The organism is Salifodinibacter halophilus, from assembly GCA_012999515.1.
In the GTDB taxonomy this organism is placed as follows: domain Bacteria; phylum Pseudomonadota; class Gammaproteobacteria; order Nevskiales; family Salinisphaeraceae; genus Salifodinibacter; species Salifodinibacter halophilus.
The window spans coordinates 1899445-1919159 of sequence record JABEEB010000001.1 but is presented as its reverse complement, the minus strand read 5'-3'; the positions used below and the strand labels follow the sequence as shown (position 1 = coordinate 1919159).

The window sequence follows — 19715 nt, the reverse complement described above, 5'->3', positions numbered from 1 at the left end:
TATCCCGGACTGCTTAGTTCGAATCGGCGGTCGAGCTGGACTGCGATGTAGACTGCTCAGACTTGCTGGCACTGCCTTTCTCAGGCGACGGACTACTGCTCGAACCGCTCGAGTCATTCGATTTGCCCGACCCGCCACTGGCCGATTTATCATCGCTGCCAGTTTTAGCACCACCGTTATCTCCGCCACCAGAATCTGACTGATCAGATGTGGCGCCATTCGACTGATCATTGTCACTGCTGACGTTGCGGCGATTATCCGACTTGAAATCGGTTTCATACCAGCCACCGCCGGCTAGCCGGAAACCGACTGCGGAAATTTTTTTCTCGAGCCCGGCTTCGCCGCAGTGCGGACAGTCGGTCAGCGGGTCTTCGGACAATCGCTGAAGTCGCTCGAGTCTTTCGCCGCAGGCTTGGCAAACGTACTCGCGAATCGGCATGGCTATTCCGGAAACGACAAAACGAGAATTAAGCTGCGAATTATAAACAGCTATGTGCTAGTTGTGTATCCGCGCGAACGCGAAGCAGCACCAACTTAAAATTAGTTCGCGTCCGGCCGCCCTATGCCGTAATAGGTAAAGCCCGCACGCCGGACAACACTCGGTGTATATAGATTACGCCCATCGACCAGCACCGGTGTTTTCATATGGGCAGCCAAACTTTCAAAATCAGGCGTACGGAAAACGTGCCACTCAGTCAGCAGCACCAGCGCTTCCGCGCCGTCAACTGCGGACTCACCCCCGTCACACAAGATGAGATCTGAACGTTCCCCATAGATTCGACGCGCTTCGTCGGCGGCCTCGGGGTCGAAGGCACGCACCGTCGCACCGGCCGACCACAGCGCTTCCATGAGCCGCCGCGACGGGGCCTCACGCATGTCATCAGTTTCCGGCTTGAATGCCAGCCCCCAAAGCGCAATGACGCGGCCCGATAGGTCACCGAAATGTGCCGCTAGTTTGTCGAAAAGCGCGAACTTCTGCCGATCATTAACATGCTCGACGGCATTGACGAGCTCGGTTTCGTAGCCACTCGCCGCGGCGGTTTGCGCCAGCGCGCGGATATCCTTGGGAAAGCATGAGCCACCAAAACCACAGCCCGGATAGATGAACTCATAGCCGATCCGATGATCGGCACCGATCGCTTGCCGCACCGGCTCGATATCGGCGCCCAGCCGTTCGGCAACCTGAGACAACTCATTCATCAAGCTGATCTTGGTGGCCAAAAAAACGTTGGCCGCATATTTGGTCAGCTCCGCCGAGCTGCAATCCATGATCATGGTGCGATCGCGCTGCCGGTTGAACGGCGCGTAGAGCATGCGGAGGTGATCGGCGGCGCGCTCGGTTTCGGCACCAACGATGACCCGATCCGGCTTCATGAAGTCCTCGACCGCTGCGCCTTCCTTCAAAAACTCCGGATTGGCCGCCACGTCGAAATCCACATCCGCACCACGTTCGGCCAACACGGCCTCAACGTCGGCACGAATCATCGCCGCTGTGCCTACTGGCACGGTGGATTTGGTTACGATCAGCCGATAGTCGGTCATTTTTTCGGCGATCGAACGTGCGACTGCCCGCACATTGCCCAGGTCTGCCGACCCATCATCGTCCGGCGGCGTGCCAACAGCAACAAACTGCAGCTTGCCGTGCTCGACGGCCCTGTCCACATCGGTGGTAAACGACAACCGCCCGGCCGCCGTATTATCAGCGACGATGCTCTCCAACCCGGGCTCGTAGATGGGCAGCTCGCCCTCGTTCAGTCTAGCGATCTTATCCGCGTCGACATCCACACACAGGACGTCGTTGCCATTCTCGGCGAGACAACCACCCGTCACTAAACCGACGTAACCAGTGCCAAAAACGGTTAGGCGCACAGGAAAACTCCCCAACGAAAACTGCGGGCATCCGTGCAGACAGATGCAACTGACCCCGAAACCCTTGAACGCAAGGCGTTTTGCGGCGTTTCGGCTAAGCCGTTGCGTAAGATGGCGTCCCCAAGGGGATTCGAACCCCTGTCGCTGCCGTGAAAGGGCAGTGTCCTAGGCCTCTAGACGATGGGGACGTTGTCTGGTGGAGCCAGGCGGACTCGAACCGCCGACCTCAACACTGCCAGTGTTGCGCTCTCCCGACTGAGCTATGGCCCCGATAAACGTCTATTATAGCGGTTTTACATCAGATTTAAAACCATCGATTCAAACAACAGTCGCACGTAATGCGCTGCAAACACGATCCTGCTCGGACTCGGTCAGATAGGGATGCATCGGTAACGACAGCACCCGCGCCGCGAGATAATCGGAATTCGGCGTCGCATCATCAGACAGATAAGGCAGCTGACGATTGAGCGGAACCGGATAATAGACAGCGGTGGGAATATCCGCTTGCTTTAATTCATGCGCGACCCTGTCGCGCTCGGCAAGTTTGACGGTGTACTGCGCAAAGACCGACTCACAGCGCGTGGCAAGCGTTGGTACCGACACGATATCGCCCAGGCGCTCGTCGTAGCGACGAGCAACACGCTGTCGCGCTGCAACTTCGTCATCGAACACCGATAGCTTGGCCAGCAGCACGGCGGCCTGCACAGTATCGAGTCGCGCATTCATACCGACTCGATCATAATGATAGGGGCGCTCCTGGCCATGATTGCGCAGCGCCTGAAGTCGCTGTGCCAGATCGGGATCCTGCGTAAACACTGCGCCACCGTCGCCGTAGCATCCGAGTGGCTTGGCCGGGAAGAATGACGTTACCCCGAGGGACGATAGACCACAGGACGCGTTACCGCCATGGCGTGCACCGAAACTTTGCGCCGCATCCTCGATCACCGACAACCGAAAGCGCGCCGCGATCTCGTTGATCGCGTCCATCGCCGGCGTCTGACCGAACAGGCCAACCGGCAAAACCGCGCGCGTTCGCTCGGTGATATGTGCTTCGACTTGCGCCGGATCGATATTGAATGTCTCGACATCAACGTCGACAAACACAGGCGTTGCGCCCGTCAACCGGATCGCCTCGGCCGTCGCTACGAACGTAAAAGGCGTTGTTATGACTTCATCACCCGGCCCGAGTTCGAGAGCCATCAACGCCAGCTGCAATGCGTCGGTACCACTCGATGCACTAACACAGTGATCGACCCCGACATACGCCGCCAACCGCGTTTCCAGCTCAGCAACCTCCGGGCCCATAATGAACCGCTGGTGGTCGAACACCTGCGCTAGCCGCTCATTAAGCTCGTCCTGGATACGCGCTTTCTGCGCCGTCAAGTCGATAAACTGCATTGTTAAACGCTTATTTTTTAGTGTCAGGGAGCTTAGCAGTTCCGGCAAACACGTTCGCTACATAATTGACCCAGCTCGGGGCCGGCCCTAAACTTGATGCGGCGCGGGCGGTTAGCTCAGCGGTAGAGCACTGCCTTCACACGGCAGGAGTCGCTGGTTCGAGCCCAGCACCGCCCACCAAAATCAATAACTTACGCAGCGCCAACAGCTGAGCCACTGCATCTGGGACTCGATTGGGACTCATACGCGGCATCATTTGGCCTTCTGAGTCTGGCCAAGAGTCGAGACTGATCGGCGCACGCGCTCGGGAGAGCGCACGCGAAGTTCAGAATATCTTCACCCACGGCTAATCAGTAACAAAAGTGATGACTATCTATATTCAATCATAAGCCCCTGATTTGGATGTCATTTTAATGATGATTCAAAAGTGACAAAAAAGTAACATGGAAGTAACAACATTACTTTTTTTATAAGAAACATATTATTTCCTATAATCAGATAGTTACACGATTGTTACTTTTCGCATCACTCTTTGTCACTTTTTTGTTACCTTTTTAAAAAACCTATAATCAATTCAAAAACAACAAGTTGTCTACCATTTGGCCAATCCATCACTTTTGTTACTTGTTTCCGCGACTAAAGCGAATTCTGGCTAGCTGCCTTTGTCATAGCTGGCGCTGAGCCGATCCCCCGTTCAGCTTATATAGCCAACTCGAATAAAAAACAGCGAATTAATCGCCGTAGCTGTTTGTTGGCACGGCTGACTGCGGCTAGGAGTGGCGCTGCAAAAAAATAACCTTCTGTGTGTCGCAGGCGGGGCGAGGTGTCGACTGCGCTGCTCTGGGGTTGGTAGCCGCCTGTTGGCTGGCGCGACGGGGCTTGTGTCGCGCGCGTTAGCCTTTGGGGTGCGTGTTGCGGGGTGGTTGTCGGCGGCCTAGCCAGCCTGGTCGGCCAGGCGCCCGAGCTCGTAGGGGTCGAACTCGACGATTTGCTCGCCGGCGATGTCGTTGAGCTGGTAAAAGACTTCTTGCAGTGGCTGAAGCTCGTTGACCACGAATGCGCGCGCGGCTTTTTCGACGTCGCCGAATCCGGCGGTATTCTGGGGCACGATGCCCATTAGGGCCGGGGGCACGCGATGGCCAGCGAGCTGGTCGTCACGGGTGATGTTTTTGATGTTGTAGAACTCGTCTTTGGCGGCGACTTCGCTGATCGGAATCACCTGCACCCCGTCTTTTTTGCCATTGGGGCTGTACAAAAACAGGTTGCGGAAATTCCCCGGCCCTTTGCTGTTTTTCAGCGCATCCCGCATCGCGTCAATGTCCTTGCTGTCCTGCGAGGGATCGTTGACATAGAGAATGAAGCCGGCGTGTGAGCCATTGAGGTAATAGCGGCGCCGGAACAGCGTCGCTGATTCGTTCAGCCAGACCGACTGCAGCGAGCCGAGGTAATCGGGCACCCCGTAGATATCTTGGTCGACATCTGGCTCGAGGAAATGCACGACACGTCCATACGGCAATTCGCTGCGGTCCCAGTAGGTCGGCAGCCACCAGTAGCGATCGGCATACAGACCGCCGCGGCGGACATATTTAGCCATCAGACGCCGATAGCCGAGATTTCGGCCGGTGCGGCTGACGATGTTCTCCAGGTAGGCGTTCCCGAACATCAGATAGTCCAGCGCGAGCCCGCGGAATGTCTGGCGCGAGAGCTTCGGGTGCGGCCGGAATGTCGAGGATAGGATGTTGCGCTTTACCTGGATCGCCGAGCCATGATGGGCAGTCGCGCGATAGCTCTGAGCCAGCACCGAAAACGGCACCGGCGGCTCATACCACTCGCTGCCGGTCATCCAGACGCCCTCGTAGACAATGTCACGCAGGCTGGTCACGGGCTCTGGGTCGCCAAACGAGAATGCGTCCATGCTCTGCGACGTGGACGTGTCGGCTAATTCGGTCATTCGGTAATCTCCATTACGCTGCCGGTATGTGCCGGCGAGCCGTCGATCGGTTCGTTATGTAGTGCGTGCATCACCGCCCACGCCAACTCGGCATGGCCGGTATCGCCCGCGCGGGAGGCTTGATAGGTCAATTGCCGACCGCTGGCCGTCGGCACTCGTTTGATCGCCATAAACGACCCAGCTAGATCCGACCAGCCCGCATCGAAGGCGAGCCGGCCACGGCGCATCATTTGCTGCGCCTGCATCACCATCTGCGATTTCGTCTCCGGCGTGTAGCGATAGCGTGTCAACGTCGGGAACCATTTCTCGACGATCTGTGCCACGCCTTCGCCCATACCGTTGTTGTCGATACCGATATGCGTAACGTCATAGCGGCGTGTGCATTCGCGGATGAATTCAGCCTGGCTCTCGTAGTCGCGGCCCTTGAGCCGATGGCGCTCGACTACTCGGTGGACGCCCCCGGCCTCGGCCGCCGGTGCGACGATCGCCAGGCCCGCGCCGTCGCCGTCTTCGGATTCGCCGCCCGGGTCGTAGCCGAACCAGACCGGTTCATCGCCCAGCGGCCGCGGTGCGAACGGCTTGAAATCGTCCCAGGCCACCCAGCTATCGACCAGACAGCGTTCCATCTCGGACAGCGGGAACGCGCTCTGCGAATCGTCGACAAACTGGCACATCAATAAGTTGTCGAATTCGTCGGCCGAATACTCGAGCTTGAGCTGCTCGATATCGAAAAGGTCGCAGCCACCAGCCACCGCGTCGTAAACGTTGACGATTTGGCGCCAATGGCCGTCCGCACACAATTGGCCGCCGGCTAATGCCTCGTGCGACGTGTCTATCGTGGTGCGCTCATCAGCCGGCCGCCGGCGGTTAAAAAGCTCGCCGGACCAGAATGGATAGGCCTCGTGCGCGATCGACGATGGCGTCGAAAAATAGGTCTGGCGCCATTGCTTGTGCATCGCCATGCCGGACACGACCTTGCGAAACTCTTGAAACCGGCCGATCCAAAAATACTCATCGACATAGACGTCGCCGTGATACCCCTGTGCGGTCTTCGAGTTCGTGCCCAGGAAATGCAGCTCGGCCCCATTAGCCAGGATCATCGGCTCGCCGGTCAGCTCCACGCCGGTCACCTCGTGCACAAACGCCACGATATACGCGCGAAAAATATGCGCCTGTGCTTTGGAGGCCGACACGAAAATCTTATTGCGCCCAGTCTCCAGCGCATCGACGATCGCCTCACGCGCGAAATACCAGGTCGCCCCGATTTGGCGTGATTTCAGAATATTGCGGATGCGCTGCTCGATCCCGGCGCGATACCACGTCCGCTGGTACTCGAATAGCGAGTGCCAGAACGCCTCCGACACCGCACGGATCTGCTCGTCGGTCAGCGCGTTTTTGACCTTTTTCGATTTGGATCGCGCCGACGCCTGGGCGCCATTGGCCTGCGCCGGGTTTAAATCCGCCTCGCGGCCACTGGCCTGATATTTCTCGATCCGCGCTACGCGTTCGAGTTGGCGGCCCAGCAGATCGAGCTCTTTGAAGTCACGGCCCTCTTTGGCCTCTTTGACGATCAATTGCACATAGCGTGCCTCGAGCGCGCCCTCGACGCGCTCGAGCGGGTTCGCGTCGTCCCATTTATCGCGCTTTTTCCAGCTATTGATCGTCTGGTAATTCGTCTCGACCACCTCAGCAATACGCGCCACGCGCCAGCCCTGCCAATACAAATGGCGAGCAAATACGCGCGGCGAGCTGACATGGTCCGGCATCTTCATGCGGCCATGATCCAGCCCCGGCGCGTGCGTGCATTCACGCCCGGCGTGTCGCACCCCGACGCGACACCACGCACCCATTGAGACACCGCGCGCGACAGCCGAATCTGGCAACAAGCGCCCGACATACGCTCGCACATCGACACGGAACCGCCATGGCCTACAAGCGCATCGCCACCGAAGGCAACACCACCGACGGCCGCACCATCACCCGCGACTGGCTGACCCAGGCCGCCGAGGACTATGACCCGAGCGTTTACAGCGCACGGATCTGGATGGAGCACATGCGCGGTATGTTCGCCGACGGCCCGTTCCCCGCACTCGGCGACGTCAACGCGCTAAAAACGCGCGACAACGCCGACGGCAAACTCGAGCTCTACGCCGACCTCGATCCCACCGACCAACTCAAGGCGATGAACAAAAATCGCCAGAAAATTTTCACGTCGATGGAGCTCGACCACGACTTCGCCGGCAGCGGCCGGGCATACCTAGTAGGCGTCGGCGTGACCGACACGCCGGCCAGCCTCGGCACCGAAATGCTCAAATTCTCGGCCGGCCAATGCGATTCCTCGCCACTATCTGGCCGCAAGCAGAAAGCCGACAACAGCTTTAGCGCAGCCGCCGAAACCGACGGCGATTTCGAAACACCCGATGCTGATTTCGGCGACACGGCCGGCACAGCCGCCGCCGAGAGTAAAACATCACTGACCGAGAAGGTCCGCAGTCTATTCAAGCGCGGCGAAGACCAAGCGGCCGGTCAATCGAAGCTTCGCGACGACGTCGAGGCCACCGTCACGCTACTCGCGCAGGAACACCGCCAACTCGCCGACCGCGTCGCGCAAATGCCCGATGCCGACCGCCTCACGCAGGTCGAGACCAAGCTCGACGAGGTCTACGCCGTGCTCGACAACGCCCCGGACCAACCCAACCGCATCGGCACGGGCAGCGCTAACGGCGCCGCCGAGACCGACTGCTAGCCCAATAGCCGCCACGCGACCGCCCACGCCCGACAGACCGAGAGAATCATGCGTAACGACACCCGCACCGCCTTCAATCGCTACCTCCACCAGATCGCCCGCCTGTCGGACGTGACCAACGCCGCCGACCAATTTAGCGTCACGCCGAGCGTGCAGCAGACGCTCGAACAAAAAATCCAGGAATCCTCGGCGCTGCTGCAGATGGTCAACGTCATGGGCGTCGATGAGCTCAAGGGGCAAAAGTTGATGCTGTCGTCGACCGGGCCCATCGCCGGTCGAACCGACGTCACCGCCAACGACCGCACACCGCGCGATATGACGTCGATGGACGGCAGCGAATACGAAGCTCGGCCCACCGAGTTCGACACCTTCATCCCGTGGGCCAAGCTCGACGCCTGGGCCAAATTCCCCAATTTTCAGACAATGATCCGCGACGCCATTGTTCGCCAACAGGCGCTGGACCGCATCATGATCGGGTTGAACGGCACTTCGGCCGCCACCGAGACCGATCGTGTTTCAAGCCCGCTATTGGAGGACGTCAACATCGGCTGGTTGCAGCAATACCGCAGCAACCGGCCCGATAACGTCATGACCGGCGGCGCCACGGCCGGCACGATCACCGTCGGGGACAGTGACGCCGACTACGCCAACCTCGACGCCCTGGTATTTGATGCAGCCCACAACTTGATCGACCCCTGGTTCCGTGAATCGCCGGACCTGGTCGTGATGTGCAGCCGCACATTGCTCGATGACAAATATTTCCAGCTCATCGACAGCACGAATCAACCGACCGAGCGCAACGCCCTGGACATCATCATGTCCACCAAGCGGCTCGGTGGCTACCCGGCCATGGGCGTGCCGTACTTCCCGGCGAACAGCATCATGATCACCTCGATGGAGAACCTGTCGCTGTACTACCAGCTCGGCTCGCGCCGCCGGCGCGTGGTCGACGAGCCGAAGCGCAGCCGCATCGAGAATTACGAATCGTCCAACGACGCCTACGTGGTCGAGGACTATGGGTTCGGTTGCCTGATCGAAAACATCGATGCCAGCGGCTCGTCCAGCAGCGCATGAAGCCATGAGCACCCCGGCCCGACGTCACAAACAACGCGCCCTCGCCGCCCAGTCGGCCGACACCGGTCCGGCGGCGAGTGCCGCCTCGGACCAATACCAGCTGATGCAACACGCCCTCTGGCAAGCCCGCCAACGGCTGAAACGGATCAAATCGGTCGAATCCAAAGTGGCGGCCAAGCGCGACGAAATCCTGCCCGAATTCACCACCTACGTGGCGGGCGTGCTGGAGGCTGACGCCGGCGGGCAGGACGACGTCATCGCCAACATCATGGTCTGGGCATTCGACGTCGGCCAACTCGACTACGCCCTGGCCATCGCGGCCTACATCATCCGCCACGGTATCGAAGCGCCGGACCAGTACCAGCGCGACGCGCCCGCCATCATCGCCGAACAAACGGCCGATGAAGTACTGCAGCGCATTGACCCCGACGGCGACGACCAACAGGCGACGGCCACCCTGGCCCACAACGCCGACACGGCCCACACGCTAACCGCGGGTGCCGACATCCACGACCCCATCCGCGCCAAGCTAGAAAAAGCCCGCGGCACCGCGCGCCGCGCGCTCGGCGAAGACGACGCCGCGCTCGAGCATCTCGAACGCGCCCGCGAGCTCAACGAACACGCCGGCGTGAAGAAAGCCATCGAGCAGCTCACGCGCCGGATCAACAAAAGCGACGGCGACCGTGACTGATCGGACGATCCAGCGCGCCGCCGCAACCGAGTCGCACCGCGACACCACGGGGGCGCGCACGGCCATCGGGTCCATCTCCTGCCCGTCCGGCCGAGCGCCCACCCCCGTTCCTCGGTGCACAGCATGAGCCTGGTCGCCGCCGACAACACAGCCGGCACCGCCAGCCCGATCGACAACAACGGCTTTTGGCCGTCGATCGACCCGGCCGACGTGCGCGCCACCGAGCGGCTGAGCGAAGCCGTCACGGGCGCACGGCTAGTCGCCGCACTAACGGCCGCGATCGCCGATACCAACCGCCAGCTCGCCGACTGGCAGGCAGACCAAGTCGCTGCCGGCCACGCCACCATCGACAGCGTGCCGGTCGCCCCCTGGCAGACCACCGGCCACCACACCACGCTCTACCGCCGCGCGGTCGCAGCCGCGGCCCATGCCGACCTGCTCGAGCGCTACCGCGAGATCAGCGCCACACAGGCCGGTGATGATATGGGCCAGGCCAAGACCGATGCGGCCGACGACTACCGCCGCGCCGCACGCTGGGCGATCGCCGAGATAACGGACCGCACCCACAGCACCGTGGAGCTGATTTAATGAGCCGCATCGTCCGCGCGCAACAACGCGAAACCGTCGACGCCCTGTGCTTCCGCGCATTGGGGGCCACCGCCGGTGTCGTTGAGGATACGCTCGAACGCAACCCCGGCCTGGCCGCCCAGGGCCCGGTGCTGGCCCATGGCACCCCGGTCGAACTGCCGCCCGCGCCAGCGTCCCAGCCTGTCCACCGAACGGTATCGCTATGGGACTGAGTATCGGCGCCAAGGGCCCCGCCGTGGCCACGCTGCAGCGCCGGCTGAAAAGTGCGGGCGCCACACTCGCCGACGACGGCGTTTTCGGCCCCAAAACTGACAAAGCCCTGCGTCGCTATCAGCGCCAGCACGACCTGGTCGCCGACGGCATTTTCGGCCCCAAAACCGAGGCCGCGTTTAACGACGCCCCGGCTCCCGCCACGCTGACCCACGCCGACATCCGCGCCGCGGCCAAAAAACTCGACGTCGACGTGCCCGCCGTGCTGGCCGTCAATGAGGTCGAATCGCGGGGCGCCGGTTTCGATGGCCACCGGCCGGTTATCCTGTACGAGCGCCATATTATGCGCCGGCGGCTGGCCGCCCACAGCCTCGACGCCCGGGGCGCCGCCACCGACCACCCGAAGCTGGTCAACAAACAACCCGGCGGCTACGCCGGCGGCGCAGCCGAATGGATGCGCTTCAACCGCGCCGCGGCCATCGACCGCGCCAGCGCGATCGAGGCCACGAGCTGGGGTCTTTTCCAGATCCTCGGCCAACACTGGCAACGGCTGGGCTACGACTCTGCTGACGACTACGCCGCGCACATGCGCGACAGCGAAGCCGCCCAACTCTCCGCCTTCGTCGCATTCATCCAGACGGACGACACTCTGGCCCAGGCATTGGCCAGCCACGACTGGGCCACGTTCGCCGCCACCTACAACGGACCGAACTACGCGCAAAACGACTACGACCACAATCTTGCCGCCGCCTGGCGTCGCCACGGCGGCCAGACAGCGGGCAACGTCGCCTAGCAACCGAAAGCACTGGAGGACCTATGGATTTTGTTAGCAACCTCGGCGATTACGGACAGATTGCATTGACTGTCATCGGCGCGGCCGCTGCTATCGTCAAGAGCATCGCGACAATCACTGACATCACGCCGACCACAACCGACGACCGCATCGTCAGCCGGGCGCAGTCGGTCATCAAGACGCTGCAGACCGTGCTGTCCAAAATCAGCGGCGACACCAGCCGCCAGGCTGCCAAGCAGACTTGAATGTGGCACGTGCCATCGCTGCCATCGTTCGGCTGGCCGTCGCCTGTCTTCGGCGGCTGGCCCGCCGCCGCGCGAATCGCCAGGCGCAGGCCGAGCGCGATCACGTCGACGATGATCCTGCTGATTGGTTCGATCATCATTTTGACGGCGTGCGCGACGACGACGCGTCCGGCCAAGCCAACAAAACCGACGCTCGACGCGACGACGCATGACGGCATGGTGTGTTTCAGCCAGCAAGACGCCACCCAGCTCGGCGTCTATATCCAGCAGCTCGAGCGCGTCATCAAGGCGCGCTGACTGACCCATTCACCGAGTTGTCCCGATGAGCATGGTCGAAAAAGCCCGCGCGCTCGGCGAGCGCCACGGTAGTAAGGTCGAAAAGCTGGCGATTGCATTGGTCCTGGCCGGGACAACCGGCGCCGTGGGCATGCTCTGGAACTTAAACGGCCAAATGCACGCATTCGCGGCACGCCAGTCGGCCACCACCCAGGCCATCAAAGTGCGTGCCCAGGTGGTCGACAGCAAGCTCAAGCGCCTCGAGCGCGATCAGCAAACCCAGGGCGACCACATCGACGCCAATCGTCAGCGGGCCGAGCAAAACAGCCAATCGATCAGCGTGCTGAAAAACCGCGTCGACCATGTCGAACGCCAGCGCGCCAAAAAACGATGAAAAAACTCGCCGCACTCCGGGCACACATGCTCGCGGCAGTGCCAGGGCTGGCAGCCAATCCCGAGCACTTGCTGACCTATGTCAACGACGGCACCATTGAGTTTTACTCGGGGCCGAATCTGACCCACGGCTACCAGCTAACCGCCAATGTCGTGATCACCGACTACGCCGGCGACCTGGACGCGATCACCGTGCCGCTGCTGGAGTGGCTAACGACCTATAATCCGGATATCGACCCGGCCCAAGCGGTGCGCATCGAGGCCGAAATTCTGGCCAACGATCGCCTGGATATCGCGCTGACCGTGTCACTGGCCGAGCGCGTGGTCACACGCGTCGATGCCGAGACCGGTGCTATCACCATCGACCACCGCATGCCCGCGTACCCGGGCCACGATATCGACGCCAATGCCGGTCACTGGACCCTGTACGCCGATGACACTCGGGAGGACGCTGGCCCGCGCGAGCTGGGCCACTGGCCACGGGCCGACGCCGGCAGCCAATGGCCCGATACCGATGGCTAGTGACGACCTACAGGCGCTCGAGGACTGGGTGCAGCCCATTCTCGACCGCCTCGCACCCGCCCAGCGCCGACACCTGACCCGAAAAGTCGCCCAGGATTTGCGCCGCCGCCAGCGCGAGCGCATCAAATCCCAGCGCAACCCTGACGGCACGCCGTTCAAACCGCGCAAGTCGCGCCACCGCACCCAATCCGGCGCGCGCCAACGCAAGGCGATGTTCAACAAAATCCGCACCGCGCGCTATCTCAAGGCCAAGGGCGATGGCCACACAGCCACGGTTGGCTTCACGGGCCGCGTCGCTCGCATCGCGCGCACGCACGAATACGGCCAAACCGCCAAAGTCGAAAAAAACGGCCCACGCCACGACTACCCGACCCGCGTACTGATCGGCTTCGCACCGACCGACGTCGAAGCCATTCGCGCCGACGTCATCCGTCACCTGGACCACATCGATGGCTAACGTGTCGCGCGCCGACGCGACACCGCGACGCATACCCACCCCGCGCTTGCCCGCGCGAACATAGCGCCATGGACGCCACTGCTGAAATACGTCGCCAACTCGCCAATCTCATCCGCATCGGCACGATCGCCGAGGTGGATCATGCCGCCGCACGTGCGCGGTTCGCTGATGGCGATCTGCTGACCGACTGGCTGCCGTGGCTGAGTCCGCGCGCCGGCACCACGCGCGACTGGGATCCACCGACAACCGGCGAGCAGGCGCTGCTATTGGCCCCCAGCGGCGAAACTCGGCTGGGCATCCTCGTGACCGGCATCTACCGCGACGCGCACCCAGCGCCCGACGATGATCCGGCCACGCACCGCCGTGTCTACCCCGACGGCGCGGTCATCGAATACGACCACGCCGCGCATCATCTACGCGCGACCATCCCGGGCAGCGCCCAGATCCATACCGACGCATCAGCCGCCGTCGATGCCGGCGATGATGTCACTGTCGACACGCCGACCCAGGTTGTGGTCACCGCCCCGCAGAGCATTTTCAACGGCGACGTGCAGGTCAATGGCAATTTCGGCATCGCCGGCGGCTATACAGCCACAGTCGACGCCGACATCCAGTTTGCGGCCGGCGTCGAATCGAACGGCCACGACATTTCGTCGAGTCACCGTCACAGCGGCGTCGAATCCGGCGGCAGCACCACCGACGAGGTCGTCTGATGGCCGGCATGAATCGCACCACCGGCGCGCCTCTAGCCGATTTCGACCATATTCGCCAATCGGTGGCCGACATCCTGACCACACCGGTGGGGTCGCGTGTCATGCGCCGTGATTACGGCTCCGTGCTACCGCTGCTGGTCGATCAGCCGCTCGACAACGCCACCGTGTTGCGGGCGTATAACGCCACCGTCATCGCGCTCACGACGTGGGAGCCACGCATCCAAAACATCCGCTCGATCACGCAGACCGTGGCAACCGAGTCCCCTGGTCGGCTGGCGCTAAAAATGGACGCAGTCGCCGATACGGGGGACGACGTCGAATTGACGGCGGAGCTGTGATGGCCAGCGTCATCGATCTATCGAAATTCCCCCCGCCGGCCGTCATCGACGAATTCGATTACGAGTCGATCCTTGCGGAGATGCGGAGCGACTTGCTGAGCCGCGATCCGGATCTGTCGCTGTATGAGTCTAGCCCGGCGTCAAAAATTCTAGAGGTAGCTGCCTACCGTGAAATGATCCGGCGCCAGCGGGCGAACGAGCGCATCCGCAGTCTGCTGACGGCCTACGCATCCGGCTCGGATCTGGACCACATTGGTGTGACGTACTACAGCACCCAGCGGCAGGTCATTAACCCCGGTGACCCGGATGCGAGCCCGCCCGTCGCGCCGACGAAAGAATCGGATGAGGACTATCTGCGCCGCCTCCTGCTCGCCCACGATAGCTGGAGTACCGCCGGCCCGCGCGCGGCGTATCGATACTACGCGCTGAGTGCCGACGGCGACGTGAAAGACGCCTACCCGATATCGCCAGCGCCGACCGAGGTCACCGTGCCGGTGCTATCGCGCCATGGTGACGGCACCGCCAATCAGGCATTGCTCGACACAGTGGAAGCGGCGCTGAGCGCCGAAAAAACGCGCCCGCAGACCGATCTGGTCACCGTGCAAAGCGCGGCGATCCAGACCTATCAGATTGTAGCCTCGCTCGAAATAGCCCATGGGCCGAGCCCGCAGGTGGTGCGCGATACCGCCGAGCATCAGGTGCGCCAATTCGCTGAGACGCATCACATGCTGGGCGTCAGCGTGGTGCGCGATGCCGCTCTGGCCGAGCTGTACGTCGATGGCGTCACGCGCGTGCACCTGGATTTGTCGACCGACATCGTGTGCGACGAAACCGAAGCGCCGTACTGCACGTCAATCGAGGTGACAGTGGCATGAGTGGCGATCAGTCCCTGCTGCCGCCCAATAGCACGTCACTGGAGCGCGATCTCGAGGCGGTCACTGAGCGCGCCACGTCCATCGACGCGTCGTTCGGCACGCTCTGGGATCCGTGGACCTGCCCGGCCGAGATCTTGCCGTGGCTCGCCTGGGCGCTGGGCGTGACCGAGTGGTCGGCGGACTGGCCCGTGAAGCGACGGCGCGAGGCCGTGGCGTCGATCCTCGAGATCCGTCACCACGCCGGCACGGTCGCGGCCGTACGTCGAGCGGTCGAGGCGCAGTCTATCGAGGGCATTAGCTACCGCGAATGGCACGAATACGGCGGCGAGCCCGGCACCTATCGCCTCACGGCGACGTTGGAAAACCGCGGCATGTCGCAGGCCGAATACAACCAGCTGATCCGCGTCATCGAGCGCGCCAAGCGCTTGTCGGCCCATATGGACCCGGTGGGATTTACGCTGCAGGGCCGCGGCACGCCGTCACCCGCCAGCGCCACATTAGCCGGCCAGCAAACAGAAATCCGCCCATATCTGGAAACACGGCGCGACCAGCATGGCCCGGCATTGACCGCCGCTACCGTGCAGAGCGCGGACACGACGACCGTTCAGCCCGCGGTCAACACCCGCGCTGTCCAGATCCACGCCGCCCGCATCGCGCGCGCCGCCCATGCAGTGGTCGCTATGACGGTGCGCCCGCTGCTGCAGCGCCGGGCCGCGCAGTCACACCCCGCGCCGATCGCGCGCGGCTTGCAATCCATTTGCCGGACCACCGTCCGACCCGCGTAGGAGTCACCCCATGGCCAATGAATACTATACCGTGCTGACGAACATGGGCCTGAACAAACAGGCTGCGTATCTCGCCGGCGAGGCGCCCAAGATCGAGCTGGCCACCGTCCACGTCGGCACTGGCGGCGGCGCGACATACTACGACGACTATGACCGCGCCAGTCTGGAAGGGCTGACCGATCTGGTCGCCGAAGTCTGGTCGAGCGGTATCAACACATTATCCACCGACCCGCAAAACCCCAACTGGCTGATCGCGGAGGGTGTGATCCCGACCAGCGACGGTGGCTGGATGATCCGCGAGGTCGGCATCAAGGATAGCGCCGGCGATCTCATCGCCGTCGGGCGATTCCCCCCGACCTACAAACCCGATCTATCCGACGGCGCTGCCCAGGACCTGGTCATCCGATCGATTACCGAGTGGGGTAATGCCGGCGCCGTCACGCTCGACATCGACCCCGGTGTTGTGCTGGCGCCGCGCAGCTACGTCGACACTGAAGTCGCCGACGCCAAAACGCATGCGGAGACCTATACCGACCAGCGCATCGACCCTGTCGACCGCGCCACGAATCAGCAATATCGCGTCGTCATCGTAGACGGGGCGATCGGACTCGAGGAGGTGACCTAATGTACGGATTCCCCAAGCACATCGCGACACGCAATGACGTGGATCTGCTGATGAACTATCTCAACACCGATTGGGCAACATCCGACCACAAAGCGCGCGGCGTGAATATGCTGCAGGGGCTGATCGACAGCCAGCAGGCGTATTTTTTCGACCGTGTCCTGGCGGATAACGAGAGCCCGGACGGCAGCGCCCCTGCGTATATCGTGCTGACCGACGACGACAGCGGGCAACGCCGGCAGCTCAAGCTTCAGTCTGACTCCGGCGCACTGATTCATCAGATCGGCCTGACCGAGGCCGACGCGCAGGACATGATCACCCAGATCCAGGAGGCCCAATAATGGCGATCGCAATGCAGCCCGGCTACGCGGCCGGATTTTCCAGTTTGTTCGGTCGCATTCAAAAAGAGGCGGGCGATACGTTGACCCTCCCCGAAGGCATGGCCAACATCGGCGGCAACGGCCACGGTTTTTTGCTTAGCAAGCAAACTGGGTTCGACCCGCTGGCCGACAACGACGGCACTATCACCGAGGCCGACGTCGGCGCCATGCTCGGCACAGACGTCTATATCTACGCTGTCACGCCCACCAGCGGCGGCTACGCTGACTGGATTGCGAGCAAAAACAGCACCGTGCCGATGGGCCACGACACCAACGATAGCCGCAAAATCGGCGGCTTCCACATCGGCCGTGTGCGGCCTATGGAAAAGCGCTACGACGCATCATTCGAGCCGGCCGTACATATCGTGCCCAACAGCTGCTGGGATCTGCAGCACCGGCCGAAATGCGACCCGTCCGGCATGGTCGAAATCATCCCCAGCGTGCTCTGGGCGGATATTTACCTCAATAGCGAAGGCGCCGGCACGTGGCCGGAAAATGTGCCGGTGAGTCGCTACGACGCGACGCCGATCAAAGATGACAGCTACGCGCGCGCGGATTTTCACCAACTGATCGCTAACGCCGGCAAGCGCGTGCCGAGCGTGCCCGAGTTTCTGCGGTATGCTGAGGGATGCCCACAGGGCGCTGACAGCAACAACGACACAGCCTGGTCCGATGACAGCAATAGCGGACCAACCAGCACCGGGACGGTCGCCAAGGCGCTCAGTCAATACAATATCGTCGATGCGGCCGGCAATTTATGGGATTGGCTCGACGCGCATTATGACGCCGCCCGAACGACATCGAATTCGCGCGGTTTTCGCGATGACGTTGTCGATGTCGGCAAGGATTCAGACAAAAGCCGCGGCAAGACGCATACTTTTAACGATGCCGGCAACAGCGGCAGGGTAGAGGGCAACGAGGGTCAAAGCGGCTGGCGCTCGTTCGGCGGCGGTGGCCGTTTCGATGACGGCGTGCGCTGTGGCGCCCGCTGTTTGGATTCGACTCCTAATCCGTGGTCTTCGAACGGCGACGTTGGCCTGCGCGGCGTCTGTGACGCCCTGTGAGCGTTTCCCCTGAAAAGCCCGCGCGGCAGCGCGGGCTCGTCATCGTCAACAAGGCCGAGCAGCTAATTGTAGATCTAGCACCGAATATCGATCGCATTCCGCGCCATCAACGCTTTCGTTATGCAGCGCGCTTGGAAGATTCCCTATGGGGGTTGGTGCAGCGCCTGATCGAGGCCGCGATGAGCGGCCAGAAAAGCAAGCTGTATCGCGCCGACGAACAAGTGCGGCTTATTCATGCGCTGCTGCGGCATGGCGCCGAGCGACGCTTTATCAGCCCCGGGCGTATCGGCGAAGCGAGCCGGAAACTTGCCGAAATCGGCGCCATGATTGGCTCTTGGCTGGGGCGTATGAAGCAGTAATAAGTAGAGGGCAGATCGGGTTTCGGCGCCGGCTGGCGCTCGTTCGGCGGCGGTGGCCGTTTCGATGACGGCGTGCGCTGTGGCGCCCGCTGTTTGAATTCGAATCATAATCCGTGGAATTCGAACGGCAACATTGGCCTGCGCGGCGTCTGTGACCCTTTGCATCGAGAGGATGGCGCGGAACTCGCCGTCACCGCGACCCAACAGGGGTCAGCCGATCTGTCCTGGTCCCGCTTCGGCGGGCCGAAAACGATAGCCTGGCCGGCGTCAGTAGCGCACGCGAACGCCCCGGCCGGTCGACTTGAATAAGGGACTGAATGGGTAGCAAGAACAAGCGGCTCATCGAGCAAGTCATCGACTGGGACAATCTGGCCGCAGCTCACCGACTCGCACGACGCGGCAAGCGCGATCGGCGCGACGTGCAGTTATTCGAGGCTGACCTGTGGCCCAACCTCGGCGCGCTGCAAATGGAGCTGCTCTGGGGTGAATATCAGCCCGGCCGCTACCGCGCATTCTGCGTCTATGAGCCCAAGCGCCGCGAAATCCTCGCCGCCCCATACCGCGACCGTGTCGCCCAGCACGCGATCTGCCGCATCTGCGGCCCGATATGGCACCGATCCATGATCGATGACACCTATGCCTGCCGCCCCGGCAAAGGCACGCACGCCGGTGCCGATCGCGTCCAACAATGGCTGCGTGGCATGACGGCAACTGGCGATTGCTGGGTGCTAAAAATGGACATCAGCCAGTATTTTCCGTCAATAACACACCGTCTCGCTAAGAAAGTGATGCGGCGAAAGGTCCAGTGCCCGGCCACGCTACGCGCGCTGGATACCATCATCGACAGCACTGCTGGCAGTGATGAAATGGATCCGACCGGCATCCCCGTCGGCAACCTGGTCAGCCAGTGGATCGCCAACCTCGTCGGCAACGAAATCGACCAATGGGCCAAACGCGACCTGCGGCTGCGGCGATACATCCGTTATATGGACGACATGGTCGTACTCGTGCGCAGCAAACAGGAAGCGCTTGCTATTCGCGATCAATTCGACGCCCAGCTCGCCAGTCTCGGCCTACGCTTTAGTAAGACCAGCGTGCTCCCAGCCAGCCGCGGCGTGAATTTTCTCGGCTACCAGATCTGGGCCCATAAGCGCTTGCTTCGAAAAGACTCGATCCGGCGGATAAAACGGCGCATCCGCAACATGCAGCACCGCTACCGAAACAACACGATCACCCATGACGAAATCCGTAACCGCATCAATTCATGGATCGCGCACGCCGATCATGCCGACAGCGATACGCTAAAAAGCCAATTGCTCGACGCGGCCGTTTTCACAAAGGTGTCTAGGGGCTGATTGCCGCCTCG

The 19715-nt window shown here is 61.9% G+C and carries 25 protein-coding genes and 3 tRNA genes; 21 read left to right on the top strand and 7 right to left on the bottom strand.

The window, feature by feature from the left end; translation table 11 throughout:
- Positions 1–13: 13 nt before the first annotated feature.
- From HKX41_08935 to HKX41_08915, 5 genes are all read right to left on the bottom strand, one after another.
- Complete coding sequence (locus tag HKX41_08935) at positions 14–439, bottom strand: zinc ribbon domain-containing protein (GenBank protein NNC24277.1); 426 nt, start codon at positions 437–439, stop codon at positions 14–16.
- A gap of 101 nt (positions 440–540) precedes the next feature.
- A complete protein-coding gene (locus HKX41_08930) occupies positions 541–1869 on the bottom strand; it encodes a UDP-glucose/GDP-mannose dehydrogenase family protein (GenBank protein ID NNC24276.1) in 1329 nt (442 codons plus the stop codon).
- A gap of 112 nt (positions 1870–1981) precedes the next feature.
- Positions 1982–2057: transfer RNA gene (locus HKX41_08925), tRNA-Glu, on the bottom strand.
- A 6-nt stretch (positions 2058–2063) separates the two neighbouring features.
- Positions 2064–2139, bottom strand: a tRNA-Ala gene (locus HKX41_08920).
- A 48-nt stretch (positions 2140–2187) separates the two neighbouring features.
- Positions 2188–3267, bottom strand: coding sequence for a DegT/DnrJ/EryC1/StrS family aminotransferase (locus tag HKX41_08915; protein ID NNC24275.1), 1080 nt, complete (start codon positions 3265–3267; stop codon positions 2188–2190).
- A gap of 105 nt (positions 3268–3372) precedes the next feature.
- Between HKX41_08915 and HKX41_08910 the strand changes: the two genes are divergently transcribed.
- Positions 3373–3447 (top strand) — tRNA-Val (locus tag HKX41_08910).
- 754 nt (positions 3448–4201) lie between these two features.
- Here the strand turns inward: HKX41_08910 and HKX41_08905 are convergent.
- Entirely contained in the window at positions 4202–5218 is a 1017-nt protein-coding gene (locus HKX41_08905) for a phage portal protein (GenBank protein ID NNC24274.1), read from the bottom strand.
- Positions 5215–6990: a terminase gene (locus HKX41_08900; GenBank protein NNC24273.1), complete on the bottom strand. Its 1776-nt coding sequence runs from the start codon at positions 6988–6990 to the stop codon at positions 5215–5217. The genes HKX41_08905 and HKX41_08900 overlap by 4 nt, the downstream gene beginning before the upstream one ends.
- Positions 6991–7142: 152 nt before the next feature.
- Between HKX41_08900 and HKX41_08895 the strand changes: the two genes are divergently transcribed.
- The 20 genes from HKX41_08895 (at position 7143) to HKX41_08800 (ending at position 19704) form a co-directional block, all read left to right on the top strand.
- Positions 7143–7964 (top strand): GPO family capsid scaffolding protein, encoded by an 822-nt coding sequence (locus tag HKX41_08895; protein ID NNC24272.1) that lies wholly within the window; start codon positions 7143–7145, stop codon positions 7962–7964.
- A 48-nt stretch (positions 7965–8012) separates the two neighbouring features.
- Positions 8013–9038 carry a phage major capsid protein, P2 family gene (locus HKX41_08890; protein ID NNC24271.1) on the top strand — a complete coding sequence of 342 codons (1026 nt, stop codon included), beginning with the start codon at positions 8013–8015 and terminating at the stop codon, positions 9036–9038.
- 4 nt (positions 9039–9042) lie between these two features.
- Positions 9043–9729 (top strand): terminase, encoded by a 687-nt coding sequence (locus tag HKX41_08885; GenBank protein ID NNC24270.1) that lies wholly within the window; start codon positions 9043–9045, stop codon positions 9727–9729.
- 123 nt (positions 9730–9852) lie between these two features.
- Positions 9853–10317 (top strand): head completion/stabilization protein, encoded by a 465-nt coding sequence (locus tag HKX41_08880; GenBank protein ID NNC24269.1) that lies wholly within the window; start codon positions 9853–9855, stop codon positions 10315–10317.
- Positions 10317–10529, top strand: a complete 213-nt coding sequence (locus HKX41_08875) for a phage tail protein (protein NNC24268.1) — start codon at positions 10317–10319, stop codon at positions 10527–10529. The genes HKX41_08880 and HKX41_08875 overlap by 1 nt, the downstream gene beginning before the upstream one ends.
- Entirely contained in the window at positions 10520–11320 is an 801-nt protein-coding gene (locus HKX41_08870) for a DUF3380 domain-containing protein (protein NNC24267.1), read from the top strand. Before HKX41_08875 ends, HKX41_08870 begins: the two co-directional genes overlap by 10 nt.
- A gap of 23 nt (positions 11321–11343) precedes the next feature.
- Positions 11344–11565, top strand: coding sequence for a hypothetical protein (locus HKX41_08865; GenBank protein NNC24266.1), 222 nt, complete (start codon positions 11344–11346; stop codon positions 11563–11565).
- A 111-nt stretch (positions 11566–11676) separates the two neighbouring features.
- On the top strand, positions 11677–11862 hold the full coding sequence (locus tag HKX41_08860) for a hypothetical protein (GenBank protein ID NNC24265.1): 186 nt from the start codon (positions 11677–11679) through the stop codon (positions 11860–11862).
- A 25-nt stretch (positions 11863–11887) separates the two neighbouring features.
- Entirely contained in the window at positions 11888–12235 is a 348-nt protein-coding gene (locus HKX41_08855) for a hypothetical protein (protein NNC24264.1), read from the top strand.
- A complete protein-coding gene (locus HKX41_08850; protein ID NNC24263.1) occupies positions 12232–12756 on the top strand; it encodes a phage tail protein in 525 nt (174 codons plus the stop codon). The genes HKX41_08855 and HKX41_08850 overlap by 4 nt, the downstream gene beginning before the upstream one ends.
- Positions 12749–13213 carry a phage virion morphogenesis protein gene (locus HKX41_08845; GenBank protein NNC24262.1) on the top strand — a complete coding sequence of 155 codons (465 nt, stop codon included), beginning with the start codon at positions 12749–12751 and terminating at the stop codon, positions 13211–13213. The genes HKX41_08850 and HKX41_08845 overlap by 8 nt, the downstream gene beginning before the upstream one ends.
- Positions 13214–13281: 68 nt before the next feature.
- Positions 13282–13926: a phage baseplate assembly protein V gene (locus tag HKX41_08840; protein NNC24261.1), complete on the top strand. Its 645-nt coding sequence runs from the start codon at positions 13282–13284 to the stop codon at positions 13924–13926.
- The gene (locus tag HKX41_08835; GenBank protein NNC24260.1) at positions 13926–14264 is read left to right on the top strand and encodes a baseplate assembly protein; all 339 of its coding nucleotides are present in this window, start codon (positions 13926–13928) and stop codon (positions 14262–14264) included. The genes HKX41_08840 and HKX41_08835 overlap by 1 nt, the downstream gene beginning before the upstream one ends.
- A complete protein-coding gene (locus tag HKX41_08830) occupies positions 14264–15139 on the top strand; it encodes a baseplate assembly protein (protein NNC24259.1) in 876 nt (291 codons plus the stop codon). The genes HKX41_08835 and HKX41_08830 overlap by 1 nt, the downstream gene beginning before the upstream one ends.
- Positions 15136–15924, top strand: coding sequence for a phage tail protein I (locus HKX41_08825; protein NNC24258.1), 789 nt, complete (start codon positions 15136–15138; stop codon positions 15922–15924). The genes HKX41_08830 and HKX41_08825 overlap by 4 nt, the downstream gene beginning before the upstream one ends.
- 10 nt (positions 15925–15934) lie before the next feature.
- A complete protein-coding gene (locus tag HKX41_08820; GenBank protein NNC24257.1) occupies positions 15935–16549 on the top strand; it encodes a phage tail protein in 615 nt (204 codons plus the stop codon).
- On the top strand, positions 16549–16887 hold the full coding sequence (locus tag HKX41_08815; protein ID NNC24256.1) for a hypothetical protein: 339 nt from the start codon (positions 16549–16551) through the stop codon (positions 16885–16887). Before HKX41_08820 ends, HKX41_08815 begins: the two co-directional genes overlap by 1 nt.
- Complete coding sequence (locus HKX41_08810; protein NNC24255.1) at positions 16887–17990, top strand: hypothetical protein; 1104 nt, start codon at positions 16887–16889, stop codon at positions 17988–17990. Before HKX41_08815 ends, HKX41_08810 begins: the two co-directional genes overlap by 1 nt.
- Entirely contained in the window at positions 17987–18349 is a 363-nt protein-coding gene (gene avd, locus HKX41_08805) for a diversity-generating retroelement protein Avd (GenBank protein ID NNC24254.1), read from the top strand. The genes HKX41_08810 and avd overlap by 4 nt, the downstream gene beginning before the upstream one ends.
- Before the next feature lie 317 nt (positions 18350–18666).
- Positions 18667–19704: an RNA-directed DNA polymerase gene (locus tag HKX41_08800; protein ID NNC24253.1), complete on the top strand. Its 1038-nt coding sequence runs from the start codon at positions 18667–18669 to the stop codon at positions 19702–19704.
- Positions 19705–19715 lie beyond the last annotated feature (11 nt).

What these genes read in the sequence shown, in the direction of transcription:
- HKX41_08935 (NNC24277.1), bottom strand. Translation starts at nt 439, where the DNA reads ATGCCGATTCGCGAGTACGTTTGCCAAGCCTGCGGCGAAAGACTCGAG.
- HKX41_08915 (NNC24275.1), bottom strand. Translation starts at nt 3,267, where the DNA reads ATGCAGTTTATCGACTTGACGGCGCAGAAAGCGCGTATCCAGGACGAG.
- HKX41_08905 (NNC24274.1), bottom strand. Translation starts at nt 5,218, where the DNA reads ATGACCGAATTAGCCGACACGTCCACGTCGCAGAGCATGGACGCATTC.
- HKX41_08900 (NNC24273.1), bottom strand. Translation starts at nt 6,990, where the DNA reads ATGAAGATGCCGGACCATGTCAGCTCGCCGCGCGTATTTGCTCGCCAT.
- HKX41_08895 (NNC24272.1), top strand. Translation starts at nt 7,143, where the DNA reads ATGGCCTACAAGCGCATCGCCACCGAAGGCAACACCACCGACGGCCGC.
- HKX41_08890 (NNC24271.1), top strand. Translation starts at nt 8,013, where the DNA reads ATGCGTAACGACACCCGCACCGCCTTCAATCGCTACCTCCACCAGATC.
- HKX41_08885 (NNC24270.1), top strand. Translation starts at nt 9,043, where the DNA reads ATGAGCACCCCGGCCCGACGTCACAAACAACGCGCCCTCGCCGCCCAG.
- HKX41_08880 (NNC24269.1), top strand. Translation starts at nt 9,853, where the DNA reads ATGAGCCTGGTCGCCGCCGACAACACAGCCGGCACCGCCAGCCCGATC.
- HKX41_08875 (NNC24268.1), top strand. Translation starts at nt 10,317, where the DNA reads ATGAGCCGCATCGTCCGCGCGCAACAACGCGAAACCGTCGACGCCCTG.
- HKX41_08870 (NNC24267.1), top strand. Translation starts at nt 10,520, where the DNA reads ATGGGACTGAGTATCGGCGCCAAGGGCCCCGCCGTGGCCACGCTGCAG.
- HKX41_08865 (NNC24266.1), top strand. Translation starts at nt 11,344, where the DNA reads ATGGATTTTGTTAGCAACCTCGGCGATTACGGACAGATTGCATTGACT.
- HKX41_08860 (NNC24265.1), top strand. Translation starts at nt 11,677, where the DNA reads ATGATCCTGCTGATTGGTTCGATCATCATTTTGACGGCGTGCGCGACG.
- HKX41_08855 (NNC24264.1), top strand. Translation starts at nt 11,888, where the DNA reads ATGAGCATGGTCGAAAAAGCCCGCGCGCTCGGCGAGCGCCACGGTAGT.
- HKX41_08850 (NNC24263.1), top strand. Translation starts at nt 12,232, where the DNA reads ATGAAAAAACTCGCCGCACTCCGGGCACACATGCTCGCGGCAGTGCCA.
- HKX41_08845 (NNC24262.1), top strand. Translation starts at nt 12,749, where the DNA reads ATGGCTAGTGACGACCTACAGGCGCTCGAGGACTGGGTGCAGCCCATT.
- HKX41_08840 (NNC24261.1), top strand. Translation starts at nt 13,282, where the DNA reads ATGGACGCCACTGCTGAAATACGTCGCCAACTCGCCAATCTCATCCGC.
- HKX41_08835 (NNC24260.1), top strand. Translation starts at nt 13,926, where the DNA reads ATGGCCGGCATGAATCGCACCACCGGCGCGCCTCTAGCCGATTTCGAC.
- HKX41_08830 (NNC24259.1), top strand. Translation starts at nt 14,264, where the DNA reads ATGGCCAGCGTCATCGATCTATCGAAATTCCCCCCGCCGGCCGTCATC.
- HKX41_08825 (NNC24258.1), top strand. Translation starts at nt 15,136, where the DNA reads ATGAGTGGCGATCAGTCCCTGCTGCCGCCCAATAGCACGTCACTGGAG.
- HKX41_08820 (NNC24257.1), top strand. Translation starts at nt 15,935, where the DNA reads ATGGCCAATGAATACTATACCGTGCTGACGAACATGGGCCTGAACAAA.
- HKX41_08815 (NNC24256.1), top strand. Translation starts at nt 16,549, where the DNA reads ATGTACGGATTCCCCAAGCACATCGCGACACGCAATGACGTGGATCTG.
- HKX41_08810 (NNC24255.1), top strand. Translation starts at nt 16,887, where the DNA reads ATGGCGATCGCAATGCAGCCCGGCTACGCGGCCGGATTTTCCAGTTTG.
- HKX41_08800 (NNC24253.1), top strand. Translation starts at nt 18,667, where the DNA reads ATGGGTAGCAAGAACAAGCGGCTCATCGAGCAAGTCATCGACTGGGAC.